We start from the raw sequence: 25,631 nt of genomic DNA on the forward strand, positions 1-25,631 counted from the left end.
ATGGGTAAAAACAGGAAACTGATCCTCTTTGCAGGAACTACTGAGGGAAGGATTCTGGCAGGAAAACTGGCAGAAGAAGGAATTTCGGGAGTCGTGTGCGCTGCGACGGAATATGGAAAAGAGCTTCTTAAGGAAGAAATGGAACGGGTGTGTTCATTAAGGAACAGGGATGGAACAGGGGTAAAAGACAGCCTGAAAATCAGGGCCGGCCGGCTGGATGAGGAAGAAATGGAAGCGCTGATCAGGAGAGAGAATGCTTCCCTTGTCATTGATGCCACTCATCCGTATGCAGATCAGGCCACAGCGAATATCCGCAAAGCCTGCAGTCATGTTCCGAATGTGAAGCTTCTCCGGTGTCTCAGAGAAGAAGGGGAATCGGAAGCTGCCGCCCCTGTTCGTGAGATGGCTTCGGTTAAAGAGACAGTCTCCTGGCTGTCCGGGCAGGAGGGAAATATTCTTCTTACCACAGGAAGCAAGGATCTGGAGGCTTTTTCGCAGATCCCGGATTTCAGGAAAAGGGTCTATGTCCGCGTCCTGCCTTTGGAGGATTCCATCCGCTGCTGCAGGATGCAGGGGTATGAGGGCCGCCATATTATCGCCATGCAGGGTCCGTTTTCTGCGGAAATGAACCGGGCCCATCTGAGAGAATATAACTGCCGTTTTCTGGTTACAAAGGATGGAGGAAAGACGGGCGGCTTTGAAGAAAAATTAAAAGGCGCCCAGGAAGCGGGAGCAGAGGTTTTGGTGATCCGGCGCCCTTTCGATCAGGGGATAAGCCTGGAAGCGGTTATAAGAGAAGTAAAGGAGTGGAAAAACTCATGAGAGAGGATGAAACATATAGACAGGAACGTCCTGTGGTCTATCTGATCGGCATTGGAATGGGCGGTGAGGATCAGCTTACCGGGCAGGCCATTGACCGCCTGGAGGGAGCAGAGGCTGTCATGGGAGCAGGCAGGATGTTAGGTTCCGTAGAGCCGTATATACAGGGAAAGCCGGTGCTTACAGCCTATAAGCCCAGCGAGATGGTTCAGTGGCTTGGTTCCTTTTCATGGACGGAGGCCGCTCTGGTGCTTTCTGGCGACACGGGCTTTTACAGCGGGGCAGAGGCTGCTTCCAAGGCCTTTATACGGGAAGGCTGGGATGTGGAATATATTCCGGGAATTTCCAGTCTTTCCTATTTCTGCGCCAGAATCGGCCGAAGCTGGCAGGATGTATATCCGGTAAGCAGCCATGGACGGGAGTGCGATATTCCGGCCTGGGTGAGAAACCATAAAACCTGCTTTGTCCTCCTGGGAGGAGAAGGGGGGCTTTCAGAGCTTTGCCGCAGCCTTGTGAGCAGCGGTCTGGGTCATGTGGATCTTTGGGCAGGAGAAAAACTCTCATATAGAGAGGAACGGATCCTCTGGAAACGGAAACCGGCAGAAATCCTCATGGAGGAAGAAGTACATCCCTTTGGCAGCCTGGCCTGTGCGATCGTGGAAAATCCTCATGCAGTGGAAGCACGGATCTATCCTGAACTTCATCCCAGGGATTCTGATTTTATCCGGGGCAAGACGCCCATGACAAAGGAAAGCGTACGGCGTCTGTCATTAGAAACGCTTCGTATTGGCGCAGATGCGGTCTGTTTTGATATCGGTGCTGGAACGGGTTCTGTTTCTGTAGAAATGGGACTGGCCATCCGGAGGCAGTGCGGAGAAGGCCGGGTATATGCTATTGAGCGGGAGCCGGGTGCACTGGAGCTGATTGACGCTAACAGGAGAAAATTTCACGGTGACTGGTCCGGGTTTCATATCGTAGCCGGGGAAGCTCCTGAGGCCCTTCAGGGATTGGAGACGCCTACCCATGCGTTTATCGGCGGGAGCGGGGGACGCATGAAGGAGATGATAGAGGTGCTTTTGCAGATGAATCCAAAGGTGCGGATCGTGGCAAACGCAATTTCTCTGGAAACGGTGACGGAAATTTTGGAATGTATGAAAAAGTATGGCTTTAAAGAAGGAGAGATTCTTCAGATTCAGGCATCTGCAGTGGAGCAGGTGGGAAGCTACCATATGCCAAAGGCTCAGAATCCTGTGTATATTGCGGTGATGCAGCATCCGGCAGAGGATGGGGAGGAGCTTCAGTGGCAGGATTTATGATAACAGCAGCCTCCAGCGGCAGCGGGAAAACCATGATTACCTGCGGGATTTTGGAGCTTTTTAAAAGAAAGGGCTTAAATCCCCTGGCCTGCAAATGCGGACCGGATTATATTGACGGACTGTTTCACAAACAGGTGCTGGAGCTGGAAGGAATGAACCTGGACAGCTATTTTGAGGCTCCGGAGGAACTTCGGGATAAATACAGCCGTCTGTCTAAAGGCCATCTGCCGGTGGTGGAAGGGGTCATGGGATATTTTGACGGCCTTGGAGGAAGCACCACAAGAGCCAGCTCCTGGGAGGTGGCTCACATACTGGATCTTCCGGCAGTGCTGGTGGTTGATGCCAGAGGAGCCAGCGTATCGCTGGCTGCACTTATAAAGGGCTTTCTGGAGTTTGAACGATCCATGGGAAGCCAGATAAAGGCTGTGATCTTTAACAGAATGTCCCCTATGCTCTATCCAAGGATCCGGGAGTTGGTGGAACGGGAAACCGGCATCCGGGCAGCCGGTTTTGTGCCGGAGCTGGATTTTCTCAAGGTGGGAAGCCGTCATCTGGGACTGGTGCTGCCAGAGGAAATTGCCGGATTAAGAGAGCAGATGAACCGCCTTGGAAAATGTCTGGAGGAAACGATAGACTGGGAATTTCTGGCAGAACTGGGAGCAGAAAAAGAAGAAAGGGATGCTTTAGAGGAAGAAAACACAGAAGCTTCCTGTACAGCGGCTTTCAGCTTCCGTCTGGGAATTGCCATGGACGAGGCATTCTGCTTTTATTATCAGGATAATCTGCGGCTTTTAGAGCGTCTGGGAGGAGAACTGGTATACTTTAGCCCCATTCATGACAGGAGCCTTCCCGAACAGCTGGACGGCCTGATCTTAGGAGGCGGGTATCCGGAGCTTTACTGCGAGGCGCTTTCGCTGAATGAGTCCATGCGGGAAGCTGTGAAAAAGGCGGCAGAAGGGGGGCTTCCTGTTCTGGGAGAGTGCGGAGGATATCTGTATCTTTTGGAGGAGCTGGAGGCGGAAGATGGACGGATCTGGCCCATGACAGGCGTTTTGAAGGGAAAAGGATATAAAAAGGGGAAAAATAGCCGTTTTGGCTACATTGGAGTGGAAGCGGAAAAAGACAGCCTGTATTTAAAGCCGGGAGAACAGATCAGGGGTCATGAATTTCATTACTGGGATTGCGAGGTTTTGGAAGAAGAATGGGTAATGAGAGCAAAAAAGCCGGTAGGAAACAGAAGCTGGCCCTGTATACGCATAAAGAATCAGGTGATGGCCGGTTTTCCTCATTTATTTTACCCCTCCTGCCCGGCTTTTGCCGTCCGTTTTGCCAAAGCCTGTGTAAGATACAAACGGAAAAGAGATGAGGCAGAAGAATGATACAAAATACAGAAGGAAAAATGACGCTAAAAAAAGCGCTGCAGCAGATACGTCCGGTAAGCAGTGAGACAAAGAAGGCGGCCCGGCTTCGCTGGGACCAGGTGGCAAAGCCCTTAAACAGCTTGGGGATCCTGGAAGAGGATCTGGTACGCATTGCCGGGGCTCAGAACAGCGAGGCGGTCTGTCTGGATCAGAAGTGGATTGCCGTCATGTGCGCAGACAACGGCATTGTGGAGGAAGGCGTTACCCAGACCGGACAGGAGGTAACAGCCGTAGTAGCGGCAAATATGGCAAGAGGGGCCTCCTGCGTCTGTTTGATGGCTGCGAAAGCAGGGGCAAAGGTACTTCCTGTGGATGTGGGAATTGCCTCAGATATGGAAGGGACGGGGATTTTAAACCGGAAAATACGCTATGGAACCCGGAATTTCCTGAAAGAGCCTGCCATGACGCGGGAGGAAACGGTAAAAGCCATGGAAACAGGGATGGAAGCGGCAGGGATTCTAAAAGAAAAGGGCTGCCGGCTGGCAGGCTGCGGTGAAATGGGAATTGGAAATACAACTACGTCCAGCGCTGTCCTTTCTGTCCTTTTGGGAAAGGAGCCGGAAGAGGTGACTGGCCGGGGGGCAGGACTTTCGGATGAGGCGCTGAACCGGAAAATCCGTGTCATTCGTGAGGGAATCATGCTTTGCCATCCGGATCCGGAGGACGCTATCGACGTGCTTTCCAAGGTTGGCGGCCTTGATCTGGCTGCTCTGGCCGGTTTTTATATCGGCTGTGCCTGTTATCGGATCCCGGTGGTGCTGGACGGATTGATTACGGCTGCGGCTGCTCTGGCGGCTGTGAAGCTTTCTCCGACGGTAAGGGATTATCTGCTGGCTTCTCACGTATCCGCAGAGCCTGCGGGAGCTATGGCCTTAGAGGCGCTGAGCTTAAAGGCTGCGATCCACGGAGAAATGTGTCTGGGAGAGGGAACGGGAGCCGTGGCGCTGTTTCCCCTTCTTGACATGGCTGCGGCTGTGTACGGACAGATGGAGTCATTTGAGGAAATCCATGTGGAGCAGTACCGCCGTTTTGGAAAGGAAGAGGAAGAATGATCCTGATCACAGGGGGCAGCGGCAGCGGAAAATCCGAATATGGGGAATATAGGGTGATGGAGGAGCAGATGCCCCTTCGCTTCTATGTGGCCTGCATGGAGGTTTACGGGGAAGAGGGGCGCAGGAAGGTAGAACGCCACAGGGCTCTCAGAGCCGGAAAAGGCTTTGTGACCCTTGAAAGGCCCAGAGGCCTGTCCGGACTAAGCTTAAAAGGAGAAGGAAAAAAGGCTGTCATTTTAGAGTGCGTGTCCAATCTGGCTGCCAACGCCATGTTTGAAAAGGAGGGCATACAGCCGGATACAGAGGAACTGGCAGAAGGGCTCTTTGACGATATTCTTTATCTGGATTCCCAGGCTGATTTTCTGGCGGTTATCACAAATGAGGTGGGAGCAGATGGGGAGGACTATACGCCGGAAACCATGGAGTATATCCGCCTTATGGGGCGGCTTAACTGCCTGCTGGCTGAAAGGGCCAGTGAAGTAGTTGAGGTGGTTTATGGGATTCCGGTTGTCCTGAAAGGAGAGAAGGGAAAATGAAGCTTCTGTATTCCTGTATCATAGCAATTTCCATGTATTCCAGGATTCCTATGCCCCAGATCCAATGGACGAAGGAGCGGATGAAGCATGCATTATGCTTTTTTCCTCTGGTGGGTCTGATCCAGGGCCTGTTTCTGGCGCTGTGGCTGTGGCTGGCAGAGGAGGTCTTTCGTTTGTCTCCTGCTATGACCGGCCTGTGGGCGGCGGCTCTTCCTGTGCTTATCACGGGAGGGATTCATATGGACGGCTTTCTGGATACCATGGACGGAGTGTGCTCCTATGGGGATCGGGAAAAAAAGCTGGAAATTTTAAAGGACCCCCATCTGGGGGCTTTTGCGGTTATCTATACGTTTGCATATATGCTCCTTTATGCCGGAGCCTCCTGTGAATTTGCAGCAAGGGCAGAGGGAAGCGCACGGCTGCTCCCTGTGCTTTTTATGACCATGGAGCGGGCCTTCAGCGGCCTGTCGGTGCTTTCCTTTCCTTCTGCCAAAAAAGACGGCCTGGCAGCCTCTTTTGCACAGGCTGCAGAGAAGAAAACAGACCGTATGGGAATGATGCTGTGGCCGTTAGCCACAGGTGCAGTGTCCTGGCTTTTGGGAGGTTTAAGCTGGCTTTTGGCAGCAGCCGTATTTTTTGTACTGCTTTTGATCCTGTTTGTCTGGTTTTACCGGTGGAGCAAAAAGCAGTTTGGAGGGATTACGGGAGATCTGGCCGGGTTTTACCTTCAGGCAGGAGAGCTGGTCTGTCTGATCGCAGCACTGGTTCTCGCCGGCTGGGTTTCAAATAATGTGGGAGGATGAGAAAATGATCCTGATTACAGGAGGACGGGCTCAGGGAAAACGGGCCTTTTGGGAGAAAAACATAGCTTCTGGGGAAGGAGAACCATCAGAAATCTCAGGACTCTGGATCCGAGGGGGGCAGACCAGTTTTGATGAGTGTTTGGACAGCCCCTATGTCTGCGAATTCCATCTTTTTATCCGCAGGCTGCTGTTGGGAGAGCCTTCTTTAAATGCACCCGACTGGGTGTACGGCACTATGGAAAAACGAAACGGCTGCCGGCTGCCGGATCGGGAGGCGTTGACGGAACGTCTTTTTAAAGCCTGTCCCGGCCGTGTTCTGGTAACAGATGAGATCGGCCTTGGCATTGTACCCTTAGATCCCTTTGAAAGGGAATACAGGGAGGAAACCGGGCGGATCTGCTGTCTTTTGGCTGCCCGGTCTGAGCAGGTATGGCGCGTGGCCTGCGGCCTGGGACAGAGGCTGAAATAACGATGAACAGAAAGAGGAATGTTAAGAAATGAGTTTGTTCCACCTATGGAAATTTCACAGCATGGCTCTCATTGCAGGCTGTATTTTAGACTGGCTGATGGGAGATCCCTACTGGCTGTTTCACCCGATCCGGTTTATGGGAAATATGATAAGCGCGCTTGAAGCGAGGCTTCGGCGCTTGTTTCCTGAGCATCTTTTGCTTGCAGGAGGGGTGCTTGCTGGCTTCATGTGCCTGTTCTGGACTCTGATTCCTGTACTGGGCTTTTTGGGGATATACAGAGGTCTTCTGTCCTTTGGCATTCAGAGACACTGGATCTATATCTGCCTGTTTGTTCTGGAAAGCTTTTTTTGCGGACAGCTTCTGGCGGCCCGAAGCTTACAGACTGAGAGCATGAAGGTCTGTTCGGCTCTGAAAGAAGGGGATATAGAAAAAGCCAGAAAAGCCGTATCCATGATCGTAGGAAGGGATACAGCGGTTCTTGACCGGGACGGAATCGCCAGAGCGGCGGTGGAGACGGTGGCAGAAAATACTTCGGACGGAGTGATTGCGCCTTTTTTCTTTATGGCGGTATTTGGCCCGGCAGGAGGATTTTTCTATAAAGCAGTCAATACCATGGATTCCATGGTGGGATATAAAAATGAAACGTACCTTTTGTTCGGAAGGGCGGCGGCAAAGCTGGATGACGCTGTAAACTGGCTTCCAGCCCGCCTTTCCGGGATGCTCCTTACCGCCGCCGCCTGGCTTCTTCCGGGAATGGATGGGAAAAATGCCTGGAGAATCTTTAAACGGGACCGTTTTAACCATGCCAGCCCCAATTCCGCCCAGGGAGAGGCGGCCTGTGCCGGAGCTCTTCATCTGCGTCTGGCCGGGGACGCCTGGTACTTTGGAACTCTTTATAAAAAGCCTTATATCGGCGATGATGACCGGCCTATCCGTCCAGACGACATCAAAGGAGTCTGCAGCCTTATGTTTGGAGCTCAGGGACTTTTGATGGCAGGCCTTGTGATATTACTTTTGTTACTCTAGGAGAGCTTATGGAAATTCCTTATACTCATGGGGGCGATATCTACAGCCGCCCCATAAAAATGGATTATTCTGCAAACATTAACCCTCTGGGTCTTCCGGAAGGGGTAAAGAGAGAGCTGCTTTGCTGCGTGGAGGAAAATGTATGCTGCATTTATCCGGACAGCGCCTGCCGAAGCTTAAAAATGGCTTTATCAGAAATACATCATGTTCCAAAGGAGTGGATTAGCTGCGGAAACGGGGCGGCCGATCTGATTTTTGCACTGGTGGCAGCCTTAAGGCCCAGGCACGCGCTGCTTTTAGCGCCCTCTTTTCTGGAATACAGCCAGGCCCTTCATCTGTGGGGGTGTGAAACAGACTCATTTATGCTGAGGGAAGATGAGGACTTTTCGCTGGACCCATTCAGGTTGAAGGAAGCGCTGTTTCGCGCCAGGGCAGAGAAACAGCCATACGATATCCTGTTTTTATGCAATCCCAATAACCCTACGGGGCTTCCTGTAAAAAAAGAAATAGTGGAAGAAATCGGAGTGGTGTGCAAAGAGACAGAAACCTGGCTGGCTGTGGATGAATGCTTCTGTGATTTTCTGGATGAACCTGAGGCATATTCAGTAATCCCTAAATTAAAGGATCTGGATCATGTGATTGTCTTAAAGGCATTTACCAAAATTTATGCCATGGCCGGGCTGCGGCTGGGCTACAGCCTCTGTGCAGATCAGGAATTAAACATCCGCCTGGAAACAGTCCGTCAGCCCTGGTCTGTTTCCGGACCGGCTCAGAGGGCCGGTATTGCAGCACTTAAAGAAAGGGATTATCTGGAAGCTACAAAAAGGCTCATTGGGCCGGAGCGGGAACGGATGAAGGGGAAGCTTGTAGAGCTTGGCTTTCAGGTTTATCCCTCCCAGGCCAATTATATTTTTTTCAGAGATCCTGTCTGGAAGGAAGGGGATTCCCTTTATGACAGACTGCTGCGCCAGGGCGTGCTGATCAGAAACTGCGGCAATTATCCCGGATTAGACGGCTCTTATTACCGGATCTGCGTAAAGACAGCGGAAGAAAATGACTGTTTCCTCCGATATCTTACAGAGGCTGTGGGAAGATGATTTCCTTCAAAACGCTATAAGGAGAAGAATAATGGCAAAATGCATCATGATACAGGGAACCATGTCCAATGCGGGAAAAAGCCTTTTGGCTGCCGGCCTCTGCCGGATTTTTGCCCAGGACGGCTACCGGGTCGCTCCCTTTAAATCCCAAAATATGGCTCTTAACTCCTATATCACCGCAGACGGTCTGGAAATGGGGCGGGCTCAGGCGGTTCAGGCAGAGGCGGCTGGGACAGAGCCGCGGGCAGATATGAACCCCATCCTTTTAAAACCCACCACAGACATAGGCTCTCAGGTGATCGTAAACGGTATTTCCAGAGGGAATATGCGGGCGAAGGATTACTTTGCCTATAAAAAAGAGCTGATTCCGGAGATTTTGGCGGCTTATAACCGTCTGTGCGGGGATTATGATATCATTGTCATAGAGGGAGCAGGAAGTCCGGCAGAGATCAATTTAAAAAAGGATGATATTGTAAATATGGGTCTGGCTGCCATGGTGGATGCTCCGGTGCTTTTGGCAGGAGATATTGACCGGGGCGGCGTATTTGCGCAGCTTTACGGAACCGTGGCTCTTTTGGAAGAAAGTGAAAGAAAACGGATCTGCGGCCTGATCGTGAATAAATTCAGGGGAGACTCCTCTATTTTAGAGCCGGGGATTCGGCAGCTGGAGGAGCTTTGCGGTATCCCGGTAGCGGGAGTAGTTCCCTATATGGATGTAGATATTGAGGATGAGGACAGCCTGAGCGAAAAGCTTGGTCAAAGGGAAAAGGGACTGGTGGATCTGGCGGTCATCCGATTCCCTAAAATTTCCAATTTTACAGATCTGGATGTATTTGTGAGGATTCCCGGCGTGACGGTGCGGTATGTGACGAAGGTGTCCGAGCTTGGCACACCGGATCTGGTGATCCTTCCCGGAACGAAAAATACCATAAGCGATCTTTTGTGGATGCGCCAGAATGGTCTGGAAGGAGCCATTCTTAAACTGGCCGGACGGAATGTGCCTGTATGGGGAATCTGCGGAGGATACCAGATGATGGGGGAAGAGGTGATCGATGAGGAAGGAGCCGAATCCGGGGAATGCCGCCGGATTGAAACTATGGGCCTTCTTCCTCTGCGGACGGTTTTTGAAAAAGAAAAAATCCGTACCCGCTCAGAGGGCTCGCTGGCAGAGCTGGACGGTGTGTTTGCGCCCTTGTCCGGCAAATGCATATTTGGTTATGAGATTCATATGGGGCGGACGGAAATTGCATGTCCGGAGGGGCCTGCCGGAACCGCAAGGCTGGTTCCGGACAGGAAAGAGCCGGAAATCTGCCGTCCCATGTGCTATCTTTTTAAAGGGGATACAAAGCAGGTGCAGCCGGATGGCTGGAATAGAGGAAACTGTTACGGAGCTTATGTCCATGGCATATTTGATGCTCCGGGTGTGGCGGATACGCTGGTAAATGCTCTGGCTGAGAAAAAGGGCATTAAGCTGGAAACAAATCTGAAAGAAGAGTATGACGCCTACCGAAACCGCCAGTATGACAAGCTGGCCGGGGAACTGAGAAAGGCTTTAAATATGGAATTGATTTATAAGGTTTTAGGACTTGAGGGCCGGAAGGAGTGAGGTTTTTGGAAGATAAAAGAAATACAGAATATCAGATGCATACAGGACATATCCAGCTGGAGCAGGTACTTCCGGCTGAGATTGAGAACAGAAGCTTTGAGATCATTCAGGATGAGCTGGCTGCCATGGGAAAGGTTCTGGATCCGGTGCAGGATCTTTTGATCCGCAGGGCGATCCATACTACGGCAGATTTTGACTATGCGGACAATCTGGTATTTTCCGAAGGAGCCGTGGAAGCAGGGCTGAACGCACTGCGGGAGGGGGCTGTGATCATTACGGACACAAATATGGCCTGGTCGGGAATCAATAAGAAAAAGCTGGCAAACCTTGGAGGAGAAGCAGTGTGCTTTATGGCAGATGAGTCCGTAGCAGCCCGGGCAGCCGCATCCGGTTCCACCAGGGCTGTTGCCAGCATGGAAAAGGCGGCAGAGCTTTATGGAAATGCTTCCCGTCCCTGTATCTTCGCCATTGGAAATGCCCCTACGGCCCTGGTGCGTCTCTATGAGCTGGTGCAGGAGGGGAGGATTTCTCCCGCCCTTATCATCGGCGCTCCGGTGGGATTTGTAAATGTGGTTCCCTCAAAGGAACTGATTTTGACGCTTCCCCATACGCCTTATATTGTAGCCAGGGGAAGAAAAGGCGGGAGCAACGTGGCGGCTGCGCTGTGCAATGCGCTGCTGTATCAGGTGTGAGGAGGGGATAAAAAACGGAAATTGGATCCGGAAAGAGATTGGGAGGAGCAGGAAGATTCACCGTGAAAATCACAATCTGGATCGCTGCAGAACACAGTTTGCCCTGGTGGCAGATATGAAAAAAATGGTCTGAGAGAAGCGATTGTAAATAGGTATCGATTATGTTAAGATAGAAACAGATCGCCACATGGACAAGGGTCCTGGGGACGCCGGGTTCGTAGCCCGGAAGGGTCCGGTCCGAATCCGGAATGCAGCCATGTGGGATCTTTTTTCAGTGCTTTTCTGCATATGACATATCAATTTTCAAATCTTGTCTTTGTAATCGGTGCAGGTTACTGTTTCGCTTAATTCACTGATAAACTGGAAGTTTATTTATTCTCTCTTACTACTTTACAGGGATTCCCATAAGCTATAACATTATCAGGAATGTCCTTTGTCACAACACTTCCTGCTCCAATGACAATACTATTTCCGATTGTAACACCAGGCATGATAATAGCTCCGCCACCAATCCATACATTATTACCAATAATCACTGGTGCAGTTTGTGTTTTGCAAAATTCAAATGAACCATCTTCTTTAGGCTCACCAAAACGGTCAAACGCATTTGTCGGCTGAAATGCTGTATATATTTGTAGATTTGGCGCAATTAAAGCATTATCTCCGATACGAATAATATTATCATCGCATCTTCTTGCCCTTCGGACAAGAAGCATCCCTCGCTTTCAGCTCGGTCAATTCTAATTGTCCTATTTTTCCTTTGCACTTCTAAAAACAAAGAAAAATCCTACGCAACCAATCAATAATCCTAAAAGAGAAAAAGGAGTATCGCTACACTTCATTTTACAACACCAATACCCCAATTATAATCCCCCACACTGCCACAACCGGAATCATATAATACCATTTCCAGGCGTTCCAGCCGCTCCAGATTCCCTCAGCATTTCTCCTATTTTTTTTCAGAACATCCTCAGGAATGAATTTGACCGTCAATGATACCAGTGCAGGAAACAGTATCACATCGTCCAGATATCCCAGAACCGGGATAAAATCAGGTATGAAAATCCACAGGGGAAAGAGCATAGGCTATGATAAGGCCGGCAAATACCTTTGCGGGAAGCGGCGTATCTTTGTCTTTCAGCGCCAAAAATATAGCAGGAATATCTGTTTTTAATTTCTCTGCCCGTTTTTTAAGATCCATTCTCTTTCCTCCTGCTGTGCTCTGTGAATTTGGTATATTCAGGCCGATTTTATCACAGTTTTAAAGCAAAATCCATACAGATATAAAAATAAAAGCGCTCCCATATATCATGATCTGTGTACGGGAGCGTTTTAAATCATTTTAAATCATATTGCGATACGGCGGTAAAATCAATGCTTCCCGTTCCAGCAATAGGTACAGAGCTTACAGGGAGAGATTCCCACAGATTCCACCAGATCATCCAGACGGTGGTAGCGGAGTGTGGTGAAATTCAGCCGTTTGCGGATTTCTTCGATCATTTCCGCATAATTTTGGCTGTCCGGGTCTGCATAGCTGTCAAGGATTTCCTGAGATACATTGTCTCCCTCACGGTCGCGGATGATCCGTCGGGTGATCAGATCCAGTTCAGAGGTAGAACGGGAAAAGTTCAAATACGGGCAGCCAAAGAGCAGCGGCGGGCAGGCAGGACGGATATGTACCTCTTTTGCTCCGCTCTGGTAGAGAAATTCTGTGGTTTCTCCTAATTGTGTACCCCGAACAATGGAATCGTCAATCAGCAGAAGCTTGTTTCCCCGGATCAGAGCATCTACGGGGATCAGCTTCATTCTGGCGATCAGGTTTCGCTGGCTCTGATTCTGAGGCATAAAGGATCTGGGCCAGGTAGGTGTATATTTGATAAAGGGACGGGCAAAGGGAACGCCGGATTCATTGGCATAGCCAATGGCGTGAGCGATACCGGAATCAGGCACACCTGCCACAATGTCCGGCTGGGCTTCATCCCGGCGGGCTAAACGTTTTCCGCATTCATAGCGCATTTTTTCTACATTCACACCTTCATAGGTAGAGGTGGGATAACCGTAGTAAACCCAGAGGAAGGAGCAGATCTTCATTTCTTCTCTAGGAGCGCTTAAGGTTTCTACGCCGTCTGCATGGATTTTTACGATCTCTCCCGGACCCAGCTCCCGGTAATCAGTATAGCCTAAGTTGATGTAGGCAAAGCTTTCAAAGGATGCACAGAAGGCGCCTTCTTTTCGACCGATCACAATGGGGGTACGTCCAAGGCGGTCTCTGGATGCGTAAAGGCCGTCTTCTGTAAGAAGGAGAATACTCATGGAGCCCTTGATCTGCTCCTGAGCATAGAGAAGCCCCTCTGTGATGGTAGGTCTCTGATTGATCAAAGCAGCCACCAGCTCCGTAGCATTGATGCGCCCGCCGCTCATTTCCATAAAATGGATGTGACCGTTTTCATAAGCGGATCGGATCAGTTCCTCTTCATTGTTGATCTTTCCTACTGTGGTAATGGCATAACTGCCCAGATGGGACTGGATCAACAGGGGCTGGGGATCGCTGTCAGAGATACATCCGATCCCCATCGTGCCTGTAAGCTCATCCAGATCGCTGTCGAACTTTGTGCGGAAGGGGGAATTTTCAATATTGTGAATGGATCTGGCAAAGCCTCTTCCTTTTTCATATACAGCCATGCCCCCTCGTCTGGTTCCAAGATGTGAATGATAATCTACGCCAAAAAACAGATCCAGCGTACAGCTCTGTTTTGAAACAACTCCAAAAAAACCGCCCATAGAGATTACTTCCTTTCTGTAAAGAATCCATGTATGTATCATAACATGATGTGTTCTTGTTTGACTCTGATATCATAACATATATTAAAATAAAATAACAATAGGGTACATTTATTATTTATACTTATTAAATATATAAGAAAGGGAAAAAGAAACAGGGGAAGGGAAAATCAAAAACGGCCGGAATTGCAAAAAATGACAATTCATTGTATAATAATTCCAAATACAAAGGATAAAAAGAGGACAATTTTATCAGACAGGAGAGAGAAGATATGACAGAAAAAAAGCCCTTTACCCTTGTGGTAGCCAAAGACGGAACCGGAGATTATTCCACTGTTACAGAGGCATTGGCAGCTCTGGGAGAAGAAGGGGAGCCGGCGCTTATCTACATAAAAAAAGGTGTATATAAGGAACGTCTGACTATCCGCCGGCCCTTTGTAACGTTTGAGGGCGAGGATATGAATGAAACAGTGATCACCTATAATCTGGGAGCCAAGATGGAGATGGAAGATGGAAGCCGCAGAGGAACCTTCCGCAGCTATTCTGTCTTAATTGACACGCATGATTTTACGGCCAGAAATCTGACCTTTGAAAACAGCGCCGGACTGGGGGCATTAGTGGGACAGGCTCTGGCCCTTTATGTGGATGGAGACAGGATCCTGTTTGACCGCTGCCGGATGCTGGCCAGCCAGGACACCATTTTTACAGGTCCCCTTCCGCCAAAGGAAATCGAACCAAACGGTTTTATCGGCCCCAAGCAGTATGCCCCCAGGATCAATGGCCGTCATTATTACAAGGACTGCTTTATCAGGGGAGATATTGATTTTATTTTTGGAAGCGCCACGGCATATTTTGAAAACTGTGAGCTGTATTCCCAGGATATTGGCCGGGAGATTAACGGATATGTGACCGCGGCATCTACTCCTGAGGGACAGGAATATGGCTATGTATTTGAGGGCTGCCATTTTACAGGCAACTGTCCTCCAAGGAGCGTTTATCTGGGCCGTCCATGGAGAAATTTTGCAAAAACCGTGCTGCTGCACTGCCGCATGGAGGAGCATATCCGCAGAGAAGGATGGCATGACTGGGGCAAACGGGAGGCGCATGACACCCTGTATTTCGCCGAGGCAGGAAGCACGGGCCCTGGAGCTGTGCCTGAGGAGCGTCCGGAATGGGTAAGGATTCTTTCTGAAGATGAGCTGGAACCTTACAGCCGGGAGCGCGTCCTTGGAGGAAATGACGGCTGGATGAGCGGGCGATAAGACAGACTGGGAGAGGGGAACTGCATATGGAATTATACCGTATCATCCTGGTGGATGATGAAGAAGAAGTAAGAAAGAGCATTATCCGAAAGATTGACTGGGAAGAGGCCGGTTTTTTTGTGGCAGGAGATGCGGAAAACGGAGAGGATGCGCTGGAAAAGATCGAGGCATTGGAGCCGGATGTAGTGCTGACCGATATCCGTATGCCCTATATGGACGGCCTTACCCTTGCAGAGCGGATCCGGCAGAAATACCCCTCCATGAAAATCGTTATTTTTTCGGGGTTTGATGATTTTGAGTACGCCAAGCAGGCCATTAAGCTCAACGTGACAGAGTACATTTTAAAGCCTGTGAATGTGGAGGAACTGACAGCAATCTTAAAACGGATCAAGGTGAATCTGGATCAGGAAATCGAGCAGAAGCGGAATGTAAACCTTTTGAGAGAGAACTATATCAGAAGCCTTCCTATTTTAAGGGAAAACTTTTTAAATGAACTTGTAAGCCATTCCATGGATCCGGCAATCGTGGAAAGCCGGATGCGGGAATACGATCTGGATCTTCTGGGAGCCAAGAAGTGGATCGCTGCTGCGATTGACATCGAGGAGCCGGAAAAGGAGCGCATGGGCCAGCTGGCCATTCATCAGGAAAAGGATCTGATCCCCATTTCCGTGATGCAGATTTTGGAGGAAAAGCTGGGTGCTTACTGCCGTTTTGCTCTTTTTAACGCAGCCGGTGTTCAGGAATCCGGTCTGTCGGTCATTGCCGCCATTGACGGGGAAAACAGCCAGACAGGCCTTATTGATGTACTGGGAGATATCTGTAAGGAAACCAGAAAGATCCTGGCTGTTCCTGTTACCATCGGCATTGGAAATAATTCCGCCCAGCTTTGCAGGGTCAGCGATTCCTATAAGGAGGCGGTTAATTCTCTGGGCTACAAGGCCATCGTAGGCATTGGAAGTACCATTTATATTAATGATATGGAGCCGGTGAGCCGGGGAAAGCTGGAGCTTGACGGCAAGACAGAAGCGGAGCTGACGGCAGCTATTAAATTCGGCCCCAAAGAAAAGATTGAGAAGGCTGTGGCTCAGATCATGGACAGGATGAATGATGCAAAGGTTCATTTCCGCCAGCAGCAGGCGTATATGCTGTCGGTGGCAAATTCTATGATCCAGCTGCTGCAGCTGTATGATTTGGATATGGAGGCTGTGTTTAATGGAGAGTTAAAGGAAAACGGAAGCCTTGAGATGCTCCCTGGCCTGCAGAAAAAGGAGGATTTTTCCATCTGGCTTTTAAATACAGCGCTCTATATCCACCAGGCCATGAACCGGGAAAGAGACAATACCATGAAGCAGGTGATCCGGGAAGCGAGACAGTATATTCTGGAGCACTATCAGGAGCCGGAGCTGTCCGTGGAACAGATCTGCCGTCATCTGCATATGAGCCCGGCATATTTTTCCACTATGTTCCGGAAGGAAACGGGAAAAACATATGTTGCCTACCTGACAGAGGTGCGTCTTGACAAGGCGGTGGAACTTTTAAATAAGACTGATGACAAGACCTATGTGATCGCGGCAAAGGTAGGATACCAGGAACAGAACTATTTCAGCTATGTGTTTAAAAAACGTTTCGGGGTATCTCCCACGAAATTCAGGGGAGCAAAGTAAATGAAAACATTCAGACAGCGGCAGCTGCCCTTTGGGAATGGCGGTATACGTTCTATTATTTTCCTGTATTTTACAATTACAGCAGCAGCTGCCAGTATTTTTATTGGCCTCTCTCTGTATACGAGAATGTCTGGGCAGGTTTCTGAAACAGTAATGGAGGAAAATCAGATCCTGATCGATCAGGTAAACCGTTCTGTGGAAAATTATCTGAAAACGGTTATGAAGCTGTCTGATTCCCTGTATTACAGTATTATTAAAAATGCAGACCTGTCAGATCCGTCCGTCGGTGAACGGTTTAACCTGCTTTATGAAAATAATATGGATCAGACAGATAGTATCGCTCTTTTTTCGGCTGATGGGGAACTGCTGGAATCGGTACCGGCTCTTCGTGTGCGAAACAATCTGGATGTAACAAGGGAGGCATGGTTTTCCTATACGCTGGATCGGACGGAGAATCAGCATTTTTTTCTTCCGCAGGTTCAGCAGATTTTTGAGAGCAGCAGTGATCAGTACCGCTGGGTGATCCCCATGACGCGGGTGGTGGAGATTACGAAGGGTACGGATACGGTTCAGGGGATTTTGCTGATCCATCTGAATTATACAGGACTTAAGCTGCTTTTGGACGGCGTTACTCTGGGAAATGAAGGGTATATTTATCTCATAGACGGAAACGGAGAGATCATTTATCATCCAAGAGCCCAGCTGATCGATTCGGGACTTGAACATGAAAATAATCGGGCTGTATCGGAATACAGGGATGGGATCTATCAGGAAACCTTTCATGGAGAAGAAAGGGTAATTACCGTAAAATCAGTCGGCTACACAGGCTGGAAGCTGATCGGCGTAGCCCCCAGGCAGACCGTTTCCCTCAACAGCCTTAAGACCCAGCTTCTGGTGGTTTTTGTGGCTGCCTTTATCCTCTTTCTTATGTCTCTTGTTAATTCCTATATTTCATCCAGAATCACTACACCCATACGAAAGCTGGAGCTTTCTGTCAATGAAATTGAAAAAGGCAATTTGAATGCAAAGGTGGATGCGGAAGGATCTTATGAGATCCGGCATCTGGGCCAGTCAGTTCAGAATATGGCAAAGCAGATCCAGGTGCTGATGGCAGATATAGTATCGGAGCATGAAAAGAAACGAAAGCAGGAATTTGATACGCTGCAGTCTCAGATTAATCCCCATTTCCTCTATAATACCCTCGATATTATTGTGTGGATGATCGAAAATGAAAAACCAGATCAGGCAGTGAAAGCGGTCACTGCTCTGGCGCGTTTTTTTCGGATCAGCTTAAGCCGCGGAAAGAGCATTATTACAGTGAAAGATGAACTGGAACATGTGAGAAACTATCTTATGATCCAGCATATGCGGTTTAAAAACCGGTTCAGTTATACCATAGAGGCGGAGGATGAGGTACTGGAACTTGCCAGCCTGAAACTGATGCTTCAGCCGTTGGTGGAAAATGCCATCTACCATGGCATGGAGTTTATGGATGGCGACGGGGAAATCTTTATAAGCGCCTGGAAAGAGGGAGAGGATCTGTACCTGAAGGTGTCTGATAATGGCCTGGGCATGACAGAGGAACAGGTGGCCCGGCTCTTTTCTGATACGCCCCATACCGGCTCGTCCAGAGGTTCCGGGATTGGAGTGAAAAATGTAAATGAGCGGATCCGGCTGTATTTTGGCAGTGAATATGGACTTTCCATTGAATCAGAACCGGATGAGGGAACTGTGGTAACGATCCATCTTCCGGCAGTGGCATACAGCGAGATCCGTCAAAAGGAGGAGCATGACAAAACGTGAAAAACTGATATGGTGTATCTTCGGTGCTATTTTGGGAGTTTTATTCCTTCTTTCCTTCACAGATCTGATCATAAAGGAAAAAAAGGCGGAGATTTATCCTATATCGGTTGTTCTGGATTCTACCACAGATGAGTGCTATGCCAATTTCAAAAAGGGGGTAGAGCAGGCAGCCAGAGACTATAACGCCGATGTGCATTTTGTAACGCTTTATCAGGAGGGGGATGCCCTGCAGCAGGAGGAGCTTATTGAACGGGAGATCAAAGGAGGAGCGCAGGCGGTGATCGTAGCTCCTGTAAGAGAGCTAAATGATCCGGAACGTCTGGAATCACTGGCATATAGCTGCCCTATCATTCTTTTGGGGAATCATCCTTCAAAAGAGCTTCCTGTTACCTCTGTGATCAGAGATTATGAAAAGGAGGGGGAACTTCTGGGACGTGCGGTAGCGGAACAGATTGACAGCGTATCGCCGGTTTATGTGTTTGCGAAAGAAAAGTCCGCTGGAAATAATCGTCCTATTTACGAGGCTTTTGTAAAAATGCTGAAAACAGAAGGCTTTGAAGCCGTGCTTTGTAGCAGGGAAAGCGGCTCTGATTTTAAAACGGTTTTTGAAACCATCCTTTATCCGGAAGCTCCGAAAGCAACGATAGCGGCCCTGGATGCAGAAAGCATGACAGAGGCAGCACAGATATTAAATAGTGACGACCGGTATACGGGTCGTCTGGCAGGTGTTTTCGGGGTGGGAAGCACCACGTATCTGCTGAATCAGATGGATAAGGGACTGATTCGGGGGTTGGTAGTTCATAACAGTTATAATGAGGGATATCTGTCCATTCAGAAAGCGGCTGATGGGATAAAAAAGGGCATGAAACAGGAACGTATCTGTCTTGATTCCTACTATATAGAACGTTCGGACATCCGCAGCCGTAAATTTGAAAAAATGCTTTATCCCATGGATTAGCCGCAAGGAGGGGGAAAATGAAACGATACAGATATGGACTGTTTTTTTTAACGGTGATTCTTGGGGCTTTTGCGTTATACCGCTGTTTTGCAGAACGGCGCCCGGATCACAAAGAACCGGAATCGGTGCGCATCGGCATTACTCTTTACAGAGACGACGATACGTTTATCAATTCAATCTGCCGTATTCTGGAAACAGAAGCAAAAAAGTATGAGAAAACGGAAGGGATACGGATGATCCTGGATGTGATGGATGCCAAGGAGGATCAGAATACCCAGAATAGCCAGGTGGACCGGTTCCTGGCTTTGGGCTGTGATGTGATCTGTGTCAATATGGTAGACCGATCTGCTGCTTCTGTGATCATTGATAAGGCTATGGACCGGGAGGTCCCGGTGATTTTTTTTAACCGGGAACCTGTGAGTGAGGATTTAAACCGCTGGGAAAAACTTTTTTATGTTGGGGCCAATCCGAAGGAAGAGGGGGTCTGCCAGGGGAATATGATTGCCGACGCCTATGACGCCTGTCCTGAAATTCTGGATCTGAACGGGGATGGAAAGGTAAGCTATGTGATTTTGGAAGGAGAGAGAGGACATCAGGATTCTCTTATGAGGACAGAATGGGCTGTGCAGACATTAAAGAACCGCGGGGTGGATCTGGAAAAACTCACCGGGGGGATCGCCAACTGGCAAAGAAGCCAGGCAGATGCCCTTATGGGGCAGTGGCTGGAGAAATTTCCGGAGCAGATTGAGCTGGTGCTCAGCAACAATGACGATATGGCTTTGGGGGCTATTGATACGCTGCGCCGCCTGGGCATTATCCGGCCGGTGTGTGTGGCAGGGATTGACGGCACTCCGGCTGGACTGGATGCAGTGGAGTCTGGTTTTATGCTTGGAACAGTGGTGATCGACAGAGAAACTTATGGAAAAACCATGATGCGCATGGCGTTGTCTCTGGCAGAGACAGGCAGGACGCCGGAGGACATCAGCCTGGAAAGAGGAGCATATTTCAGGTGTCCTTCCTATCCTGAGATACGAAAGAGGAAAGATGAAGCGCCGGAGACAGGAAAAATAGAATAAAATCACAAAAAAATGAAGAAAAATATCGAAAAAAGAAGAAATCAAATAAATTCGATAATGTGGAAAATAAAAATGTATTGAAAAATGCATAAAAACATTCTAAAATATATCTTGTCAAACGGACATGGTGTCCAATAAAAACAAACAAATGGGAGGAGTTACAACGATGAGAAAATTCAGAAAAACAGCAGCTGTTGCTCTGGCAGCCATGATGGCATTTTCCGTAACAGGATGCGGAGGCGGAGCAAAGGAAACAACCGCGGCTGCAGCAGCTGACACAACCGCAGCAGGATCTGAAGCTGAGAAGGTAAGCGAGGCAGTTACAGAGGCCGCAAAGGAAGAGGGCAAGAAGATTGAGGATATGACCGTTGGTGTATTCTATTATACATACAGCGACACATATATTTCAAGCGTCCGTACCGCCCTGGACGAGTCCTTAAAGGCAGCTGGGATTGATTTCCAGGATTATGATGCAAACAGCAATCAGACTACACAGAATGAGCAGATCGATACTGCGATCAGCACCGGTGCCAATCTTCTGATCGTAAATATCGTTACCTCCGGTTCTGTTGACGCTTCTCAGGCTATTGTAGACAAGGCACAGGCGGCAGGCATTCCTGTTATCTTCTTTAACCGTGCCGTTGAGTCTGATGAGGAAGAGGGCAAAGTACTTGGAAGCTATGACAAGTGCGCATTTGTAGGAACCGATGCTCCCGAGGCAGGCCATATGCAGGGCGATATGATCGGTAAGTATCTGGTAGAGAACTTTGATGCCGTAGATTTAAATGGTGACGGAAGCATCAGCTATGCAATGTTCATGGGCCAGTTAGGAAACGTAGAGGCAATTTACCGTACACAGTATGCTGTAGAGGATGCAAACAAGGTTCTGACAGAAGCTGGAAAAGCTGAGCTTCAGTACTTTGATTCCTCCAACAAGGACTGCTATCAGGTTGACCAGGACGGCAACTGGAGCGCAACTGCAGCAAACAACTATATGAACACCAACCTGTCCCAGTATAATAAAGAGAACAACAACATGATCGAGCTGATCATCTGCAATAACGATGGTATGGCAGAGGGCGCTATCTCCGCATTAAATGATAAGGGTTACAACCTTGGCGATGGAACCAGCACCACAATTCCTGTATTCGGCGTAGATGCTACAGATGCTGCAAAGCAGCTGATCGCAGACGGCAAGATGACAGGTACCATCAAGCAGGATGCTGAAGGTATGGCAGAGGCAATTGCATTCCTGACACAGAACGTGGCAGAAGGCAAGGCTGTTATGGATGGAACAGACAGCTATAACATTTCTGAGAATGTAAGCAACAAGATCTATATCCCATACGCTGCTTATACAGGCGAATGATGAAAGTCTGATTTTGAAAGCGGCCTCTGCCCCAAGCGGCAGGGCCGCTTTTTAAAAGGAATACACGCAGTAAAAGGAAAGCGGGGAGGGAAGCTGTATGGATAAAGAAGTGCTGCTGCAAATGACAGATATCTGTAAGGAGTTTCCGGGTGTAAAGGCTCTGGACGGCGTTTCTCTGACAGTAAAAAGAGGGACTGTCCATGCTCTTATGGGTGAAAACGGCGCTGGTAAATCTACGTTGATGAAGTGCCTGTTCGGCATCTATAATAAGGACAGCGGACATATTTATCTGGAAGGAAATGAAATTAACTTTAAAAATTCAAAAGAGGCTCTGGAACATGGTGTAGCCATGGTGCATCAGGAGCTGAATCAGGCGTTAAAGCGCAGTGTAATGGATAACCTGTGGCTGGGGCGCTATCCCCGCAAGGGAGTTATGATTGACGAACACAAAATGTATGAGGATACAAAAAAGCTGTTTAACGATCTGGGAATCGATGTAGATCCCAGACGGATTATGAGCACCATGCCTGTATCCCAGCGTCAGATGCTGGAGATCGCAAAGGCGGTATCCTATGACGCAAAGGTGATCGTATTTGACGAACCCACCTCATCCCTTACGGAGCAGGAGGTAGAGCACCTCTTTGATATCATCAATATGCTTCGTGACAAGGGCTGCGGCATTATTTACATTTCCCATAAGATGGCAGAAATCCTGCGTATTTCTGATGAAGTAACAGTTATGCGCGACGGTACCTGGGTAGCCACGGAGCCGGCAAAGGAGCTGACCACAGAAAAAATCATCAAACTGATGGTAGGCCGTGAACTGAACAATCAGTTCCCGCCAAAGACAAACAAGGCAGGAGAGGTGGCCCTTGAGGTAGAGCATTTAAGCGGCCAGTATTCTCTTTTAAATGATGTTTCCTTTAATGTAAGAAAGGGTGAGATCATTGGACTGGCAGGCCTGGATGGAAGCGGACGGACAGAGGTTCTTGAGAATCTGTTTGGTATTGCCACCAGAAAGTCGGGAACGATCCGTCTGGACGGGAAGCAGGTCTTAAACCGGAATGCAAGAGAGTCCATCAAAAATGGTTTTGCTCTTTTGACCGAGGAGCGCCGTGCAACCGGTATTTTCGGTATTCTGGATATTCGTGAAAATACGGTTATTTCGAACCTTAAAAATTATCGGAGCAAGGCATTTCCTTTGATGCTGGACGACAAAAAGATGAGACAGGATACCCAGTGGTCCATTGACGCCATGCATACAAAGACGCCTACCCAGGAAACAAAGATCCGCAGTCTTTCCGGAGGAAACCAGCAGAAGGTTATTTTGGGAAGATGGCTTCTTACAAAGCCGGAGGTGCTGCTTCTGGACGAGCCTACACGAGGAATCGACGTAGGTGCGAAATATGAGATTTATCAGCTGATCATTGACCTGGCAAATGAAGGCAAGGTAGTCATCATGGTATCCTCGGAGATGCCGGAGCTTTTAGGCGTATGCGACCGTATTCTGGTAATGTCGGGAGGACGGCTGGCAGGAGAAGTTGACGCCAAAAATACCACTCAGGAAGAAATTATGACACTTGCAGCTAAATATGTATAAAAGGGGGATATGGACAAATGAGCCGACTGAATATTTTCGCAGCTATCCAGGGGAAAATAGATTACTACAAAAGTCTGGATGCAAAAGATAAAACCACCTACTGGAAGGAAACCCTGATCAACAATGCGCTTTACATCCTGCTGATCATTGCTATTATTTACACCTATTCTCAGAACCACAAGTTCCTTTCAGGAAACTCCATTGTAAACATTGTCAGCCTTTCAGCAGCAAACATCCCCATTGCCTGTGGTATTGCAGGATGTATTGTACTGACCGGTACAGACCTTTCTGCAGGACGCGTTGTAGGTTTGACTGCCTGTATTTCCGCATCCCTGCTGCAGTCCTTAAGTTATGCAACAAGAATGTTCCCTGACCTTCCGGTTATGCCTATCTGGGTTGTAATTCCTCTGGTTATGGTTGTGGGAGGTATTGTAGGATGGGTCAACGGTTTTTTCGTAGCCAAGTTTAAGCTTCATCCCTTTATCGTTACTTTGGCTACCCAGCTGATCGTATACGGCGCTCTGCTGATGTATGTTATGATCAATGGAAACAACGGCCAGCCTCTTTCCGGCCTGGATGATTCCTTTAAGAGCTTTGTAACAGGCAGCAAGCTGTCTCTGGGCGGCATTCCGATTCCAAACTATGTATGGTATGCAATTGTTATCGTAGTCGTAATGTGGTTTATCTGGAACAAAACTGCGTTTGGCAAAAATATGTTTGCCGTAGGTTCCAATCCGGAAGCGGCCAATGTATCCGGTGTTAATGTAAACAAGACGATCATTATGGTACATACTCTGGCAGGTATGATGTATGGTCTGACCGGTTTTATCGAGTCTGCACGTATCGGTTCCAATACTGCCAATACAGGTCTGAACTATGAGTGTGATGCGATTGCAGCCTGTGTAATCGGCGGTGTATCCTTTGTAGGCGGTACTGGTAAGATCAGCGGCGTGGTACTGGGCGTGTTCCTTCTGCGGATCATTTTCGTAGCGTTGAACTTCCTGTCCATTAACCAGAACCTGCAGTACATTATCAAGGGACTTATCATTCTGGTGGCATGCTCCATCGATATGAGAAAGTATCTGGTAAGAAAATAATAAGCTGAATTTTTATTGCTGCGGAAGCGGATTGTACGCATCCGCAGCAATTTTTGTCTGAACGATTATCGTATGAATGTGACACAAGGAGGTTTCCGCATGGAAGAAGAGAAGAAAAAGCTTTTTGGCAGAGGGATTTATGGAAGCAAGGATGTGCCCATACGGATCCTGGATGGCCTGATCGTGGGAATGATCCTTTTAGCAGTTGTGCTGACCGTTATTTTCAGTATCAACGGAGGATACCGTGTGACTTTTGACACCCGGGGCGGCGGAGAAATCCCCTATCAGAAGCTGCGCTATGGAAAATTAGTGGAAAAGCCTGAGGAACCTCAGAAGCCAGGATATGAATTTGTGTGCTGGAAGAGAGAAGCGGCAGAAGGGGAGTGGTCGTTTGAGCACGATCAGGTAAAAGGAGATATGACGCTGACTGCCCAGTGGAAGCCTGCCTCTGTTCTGGTTAAGTTTGATCTGGATGGGGGAACGGTAGATGGAAAGACAGAGGCAGAACCGGTTTTTGTGACCTATGGGGAAGTGTACGGAGCACTTCCGGAACCTGAAAAAACGGGCGTATCCTTTAAGGGATGGATTTACAGCGGTCAGATGATCGAAGCTGACACAAGAGTAGCCATGACAGGCGAACATGTCCTTACGGCTGTTTATGAGGATTAGAAAGGCGGCTGTTCTGATACAGTCCCGAAAAGGTAACATCCTCCCCAAACCAGTCCGGCGGCGTAAAAGAATCTGCATCCTCTATGGTAGGAAATTCCACCTCCGCTAAGATCAGTCCCTTGTAGCAGCCGGAAAAGATGTCCAGTTCAATGGTCAGATCGGTCCTTCCTTCCAGGGGAAGGAGCCAGCGCACTTTTGTGAGAACCAGGCCGTCGGCTTTTTTTAAAAGATGTTCATAGGACTCCTTTGTGAGAGGAAGATTATATTCTTCCCTTGCAAGGAGTCCTTTTCCTTTGTAGGTGAGATAATAGGAATCGTCCTCCCGGCGCACACGCACCACGGGATCAGTGCACAGATAGGCCTGCTCAATGGCATGGCAGGGAAAGGCCCGGTAATTTTCCGGCAGATCATTCAGACATTCGATCTTGTATTTACGTTCGATTTCCATTTAAAACACTCCTTTGTGAGATTTATCTATATTTTATCCCTTTTCGCAGAGACTATCATATCATTT

Annotated in this window: 24 protein-coding genes and 1 pseudogene; 20 read left to right on the forward strand and 5 right to left on the reverse strand. The window is 48.7% G+C overall.

Annotated elements, in window-relative coordinates; all coding sequences use genetic code 11:
- Genes cobK through WKT10_RS03325 form a run of 11 tightly spaced genes read left to right on the forward strand, consistent with a single transcriptional unit; the run spans position 1 to position 10,838 of the window.
- Entirely contained in the window at positions 1 to 822 is an 822-nt protein-coding gene (gene cobK, locus WKT10_RS03275; protein ID WP_340275436.1) for a precorrin-6A reductase, read from the forward strand.
- Positions 819 to 2,135 (forward strand): bifunctional cobalt-precorrin-7 (C(5))-methyltransferase/cobalt-precorrin-6B (C(15))-methyltransferase, encoded by a 1,317-nt coding sequence (locus tag WKT10_RS03280; protein WP_066547662.1) that lies wholly within the window; start codon positions 819 to 821, stop codon positions 2,133 to 2,135. The genes cobK and WKT10_RS03280 overlap by 4 nt, the downstream gene beginning before the upstream one ends.
- Positions 2,120 to 3,514 carry a cobyrinate a,c-diamide synthase gene (locus WKT10_RS03285; RefSeq protein WP_340275439.1) on the forward strand — a complete coding sequence of 465 codons (1,395 nt, stop codon included), beginning with the start codon at positions 2,120 to 2,122 and terminating at the stop codon, positions 3,512 to 3,514. Before WKT10_RS03280 ends, WKT10_RS03285 begins: the two co-directional genes overlap by 16 nt.
- A gap of 20 nt (positions 3,515 to 3,534) precedes the next feature.
- Positions 3,535 to 4,608, forward strand: coding sequence for a nicotinate-nucleotide--dimethylbenzimidazole phosphoribosyltransferase (cobT, locus tag WKT10_RS03290; protein WP_066550720.1), 1,074 nt, complete (start codon positions 3,535 to 3,537; stop codon positions 4,606 to 4,608).
- The gene (locus WKT10_RS03295) at positions 4,605 to 5,144 is read left to right on the forward strand and encodes a bifunctional adenosylcobinamide kinase/adenosylcobinamide-phosphate guanylyltransferase (RefSeq protein WP_296037092.1); all 540 of its coding nucleotides are present in this window, start codon (positions 4,605 to 4,607) and stop codon (positions 5,142 to 5,144) included. Before cobT ends, WKT10_RS03295 begins: the two co-directional genes overlap by 4 nt.
- Entirely contained in the window at positions 5,141 to 5,947 is an 807-nt protein-coding gene (locus tag WKT10_RS03300) for an adenosylcobinamide-GDP ribazoletransferase (RefSeq protein WP_066547668.1), read from the forward strand. The genes WKT10_RS03295 and WKT10_RS03300 overlap by 4 nt, the downstream gene beginning before the upstream one ends.
- A 4-nt stretch (positions 5,948 to 5,951) precedes the next feature.
- Positions 5,952 to 6,416, forward strand: coding sequence for a bifunctional adenosylcobinamide kinase/adenosylcobinamide-phosphate guanylyltransferase (locus WKT10_RS03305; RefSeq protein ID WP_066547671.1), 465 nt, complete (start codon positions 5,952 to 5,954; stop codon positions 6,414 to 6,416).
- A 28-nt stretch (positions 6,417 to 6,444) separates the two neighbouring features.
- Positions 6,445 to 7,443 carry an adenosylcobinamide-phosphate synthase CbiB gene (gene cbiB, locus WKT10_RS03310; RefSeq protein ID WP_340275442.1) on the forward strand — a complete coding sequence of 333 codons (999 nt, stop codon included), beginning with the start codon at positions 6,445 to 6,447 and terminating at the stop codon, positions 7,441 to 7,443.
- A 14-nt stretch (positions 7,444 to 7,457) separates the two neighbouring features.
- Positions 7,458 to 8,540: a pyridoxal phosphate-dependent aminotransferase gene (locus WKT10_RS03315; RefSeq protein ID WP_340275603.1), complete on the forward strand. Its 1,083-nt coding sequence runs from the start codon at positions 7,458 to 7,460 to the stop codon at positions 8,538 to 8,540.
- Between the two features lie 31 nt (positions 8,541 to 8,571).
- The gene (locus tag WKT10_RS03320) at positions 8,572 to 10,146 is read left to right on the forward strand and encodes a cobyric acid synthase (RefSeq protein WP_340275444.1); all 1,575 of its coding nucleotides are present in this window, start codon (positions 8,572 to 8,574) and stop codon (positions 10,144 to 10,146) included.
- A gap of 35 nt (positions 10,147 to 10,181) precedes the next feature.
- Positions 10,182 to 10,838, forward strand: a complete 657-nt coding sequence (locus tag WKT10_RS03325) for a precorrin-8X methylmutase (RefSeq protein ID WP_340275605.1) — start codon at positions 10,182 to 10,184, stop codon at positions 10,836 to 10,838.
- A 368-nt stretch (positions 10,839 to 11,206) separates the two neighbouring features.
- Here WKT10_RS03325 and WKT10_RS03335 read toward each other — a convergent pair.
- From WKT10_RS03335 to WKT10_RS03345, 4 genes and pseudogenes are all read right to left on the reverse strand, one after another.
- A pseudogene (locus WKT10_RS03335) lies at positions 11,207 to 11,524 on the reverse strand (DapH/DapD/GlmU-related protein); the annotation flags it as partial.
- A gap of 157 nt (positions 11,525 to 11,681) precedes the next feature.
- A complete protein-coding gene (locus WKT10_RS16010; RefSeq protein ID WP_317438959.1) occupies positions 11,682 to 11,921 on the reverse strand; it encodes a YkvA family protein in 240 nt (79 codons plus the stop codon).
- Positions 11,890 to 12,039: a hypothetical protein gene (locus WKT10_RS03340; protein WP_337933296.1), complete on the reverse strand. Its 150-nt coding sequence runs from the start codon at positions 12,037 to 12,039 to the stop codon at positions 11,890 to 11,892. The genes WKT10_RS16010 and WKT10_RS03340 overlap by 32 nt, the downstream gene beginning before the upstream one ends.
- 170 nt (positions 12,040 to 12,209) lie before the next feature.
- Positions 12,210 to 13,619: an amidophosphoribosyltransferase gene (locus WKT10_RS03345; RefSeq protein ID WP_066547676.1), complete on the reverse strand. Its 1,410-nt coding sequence runs from the start codon at positions 13,617 to 13,619 to the stop codon at positions 12,210 to 12,212.
- A 272-nt stretch (positions 13,620 to 13,891) separates the two neighbouring features.
- Here WKT10_RS03345 and WKT10_RS03350 point away from each other — a divergent pair, with 272 nt between their 5' ends.
- The 9 genes from WKT10_RS03350 to WKT10_RS03390 all read left to right on the forward strand — a co-directional run bounded on the left by WKT10_RS03350 (position 13,892) and on the right by WKT10_RS03390 (position 25,117).
- Positions 13,892 to 14,881: a pectinesterase family protein gene (locus tag WKT10_RS03350; protein ID WP_066547678.1), complete on the forward strand. Its 990-nt coding sequence runs from the start codon at positions 13,892 to 13,894 to the stop codon at positions 14,879 to 14,881.
- Between the two features lie 26 nt (positions 14,882 to 14,907).
- A complete protein-coding gene (locus WKT10_RS03355) occupies positions 14,908 to 16,545 on the forward strand; it encodes a response regulator (RefSeq protein ID WP_340275447.1) in 1,638 nt (545 codons plus the stop codon).
- Positions 16,546 to 18,348, forward strand: coding sequence for a sensor histidine kinase (locus WKT10_RS03360; protein ID WP_337933302.1), 1,803 nt, complete (start codon positions 16,546 to 16,548; stop codon positions 18,346 to 18,348). It abuts the gene before it with no gap.
- Positions 18,335 to 19,306: a substrate-binding domain-containing protein gene (locus WKT10_RS03365; protein WP_340275449.1), complete on the forward strand. Its 972-nt coding sequence runs from the start codon at positions 18,335 to 18,337 to the stop codon at positions 19,304 to 19,306. Before WKT10_RS03360 ends, WKT10_RS03365 begins: the two co-directional genes overlap by 14 nt.
- Positions 19,307 to 19,323: 17 nt before the next feature.
- Positions 19,324 to 20,382 (forward strand): galactose ABC transporter substrate-binding protein, encoded by a 1,059-nt coding sequence (locus tag WKT10_RS03370; protein ID WP_340275451.1) that lies wholly within the window; start codon positions 19,324 to 19,326, stop codon positions 20,380 to 20,382.
- Between the two features lie 166 nt (positions 20,383 to 20,548).
- A complete protein-coding gene (locus tag WKT10_RS03375; protein ID WP_337933308.1) occupies positions 20,549 to 21,751 on the forward strand; it encodes a galactose ABC transporter substrate-binding protein in 1,203 nt (400 codons plus the stop codon).
- Positions 21,752 to 21,848: 97 nt separating this feature from the next.
- Positions 21,849 to 23,351, forward strand: coding sequence for a sugar ABC transporter ATP-binding protein (locus WKT10_RS03380; RefSeq protein WP_340275454.1), 1,503 nt, complete (start codon positions 21,849 to 21,851; stop codon positions 23,349 to 23,351).
- 17 nt (positions 23,352 to 23,368) lie between these two features.
- A complete protein-coding gene (locus WKT10_RS03385; RefSeq protein ID WP_337933311.1) occupies positions 23,369 to 24,448 on the forward strand; it encodes a galactose/methyl galactoside ABC transporter permease MglC in 1,080 nt (359 codons plus the stop codon).
- 99 nt (positions 24,449 to 24,547) lie between these two features.
- Positions 24,548 to 25,117 (forward strand): InlB B-repeat-containing protein, encoded by a 570-nt coding sequence (locus tag WKT10_RS03390; RefSeq protein ID WP_340275456.1) that lies wholly within the window; start codon positions 24,548 to 24,550, stop codon positions 25,115 to 25,117.
- On the opposite strand, the gene WKT10_RS03395 is transcribed toward WKT10_RS03390, so the two are convergent.
- Positions 25,095 to 25,565: a CYTH domain-containing protein gene (locus WKT10_RS03395; RefSeq protein WP_337433808.1), complete on the reverse strand. Its 471-nt coding sequence runs from the start codon at positions 25,563 to 25,565 to the stop codon at positions 25,095 to 25,097. The two genes, WKT10_RS03390 and WKT10_RS03395, sit on opposite strands and share 23 nt — an antisense overlap.
- Between the last annotated feature and the right edge of the window lie 66 nt (positions 25,566 to 25,631).

Source organism: Enterocloster sp. HCN-30185 (assembly GCF_037890305.1).
Taxonomy (GTDB): Bacteria; Bacillota; Clostridia; order Lachnospirales; family Lachnospiraceae; genus Enterocloster.

What these genes read in the sequence shown, in the direction of transcription:
- WKT10_RS03325 (WP_340275605.1), top strand. Translation starts at nt 10,182, where the DNA reads ATGCATACAGGACATATCCAGCTGGAGCAGGTACTTCCGGCTGAGATT.
- cbiB (WP_340275442.1), top strand. Translation starts at nt 6,445, where the DNA reads ATGAGTTTGTTCCACCTATGGAAATTTCACAGCATGGCTCTCATTGCA.
- WKT10_RS03320 (WP_340275444.1), top strand. Translation starts at nt 8,572, where the DNA reads ATGGCAAAATGCATCATGATACAGGGAACCATGTCCAATGCGGGAAAA.
- WKT10_RS03280 (WP_066547662.1), top strand. Translation starts at nt 819, where the DNA reads ATGAGAGAGGATGAAACATATAGACAGGAACGTCCTGTGGTCTATCTG.
- WKT10_RS03370 (WP_340275451.1), top strand. Translation starts at nt 19,324, where the DNA reads ATGAAACGATACAGATATGGACTGTTTTTTTTAACGGTGATTCTTGGG.
- WKT10_RS03350 (WP_066547678.1), top strand. Translation starts at nt 13,892, where the DNA reads ATGACAGAAAAAAAGCCCTTTACCCTTGTGGTAGCCAAAGACGGAACC.
- WKT10_RS16010 (WP_317438959.1), bottom strand. Translation starts at nt 11,921, where the DNA reads ATGCTCTTTCCCCTGTGGATTTTCATACCTGATTTTATCCCGGTTCTG.
- WKT10_RS03385 (WP_337933311.1), top strand. Translation starts at nt 23,369, where the DNA reads ATGAGCCGACTGAATATTTTCGCAGCTATCCAGGGGAAAATAGATTAC.
- cobK (WP_340275436.1), top strand. Translation starts at nt 1, where the DNA reads ATGGGTAAAAACAGGAAACTGATCCTCTTTGCAGGAACTACTGAGGGA.
- cobT (WP_066550720.1), top strand. Translation starts at nt 3,535, where the DNA reads ATGACGCTAAAAAAAGCGCTGCAGCAGATACGTCCGGTAAGCAGTGAG.
- WKT10_RS03340 (WP_337933296.1), bottom strand. Translation starts at nt 12,039, where the DNA reads ATGGATCTTAAAAAACGGGCAGAGAAATTAAAAACAGATATTCCTGCT.
- WKT10_RS03390 (WP_340275456.1), top strand. Translation starts at nt 24,548, where the DNA reads ATGGAAGAAGAGAAGAAAAAGCTTTTTGGCAGAGGGATTTATGGAAGC.
- WKT10_RS03360 (WP_337933302.1), top strand. Translation starts at nt 16,546, where the DNA reads ATGAAAACATTCAGACAGCGGCAGCTGCCCTTTGGGAATGGCGGTATA.
- WKT10_RS03375 (WP_337933308.1), top strand. Translation starts at nt 20,549, where the DNA reads ATGAGAAAATTCAGAAAAACAGCAGCTGTTGCTCTGGCAGCCATGATG.
- WKT10_RS03355 (WP_340275447.1), top strand. Translation starts at nt 14,908, where the DNA reads ATGGAATTATACCGTATCATCCTGGTGGATGATGAAGAAGAAGTAAGA.
- WKT10_RS03295 (WP_296037092.1), top strand. Translation starts at nt 4,605, where the DNA reads ATGATCCTGATCACAGGGGGCAGCGGCAGCGGAAAATCCGAATATGGG.
- WKT10_RS03395 (WP_337433808.1), bottom strand. Translation starts at nt 25,565, where the DNA reads ATGGAAATCGAACGTAAATACAAGATCGAATGTCTGAATGATCTGCCG.
- WKT10_RS03345 (WP_066547676.1), bottom strand. Translation starts at nt 13,619, where the DNA reads ATGGGCGGTTTTTTTGGAGTTGTTTCAAAACAGAGCTGTACGCTGGAT.
- WKT10_RS03300 (WP_066547668.1), top strand. Translation starts at nt 5,141, where the DNA reads ATGAAGCTTCTGTATTCCTGTATCATAGCAATTTCCATGTATTCCAGG.
- WKT10_RS03305 (WP_066547671.1), top strand. Translation starts at nt 5,952, where the DNA reads ATGATCCTGATTACAGGAGGACGGGCTCAGGGAAAACGGGCCTTTTGG.
- WKT10_RS03365 (WP_340275449.1), top strand. Translation starts at nt 18,335, where the DNA reads ATGACAAAACGTGAAAAACTGATATGGTGTATCTTCGGTGCTATTTTG.
- WKT10_RS03380 (WP_340275454.1), top strand. Translation starts at nt 21,849, where the DNA reads ATGGATAAAGAAGTGCTGCTGCAAATGACAGATATCTGTAAGGAGTTT.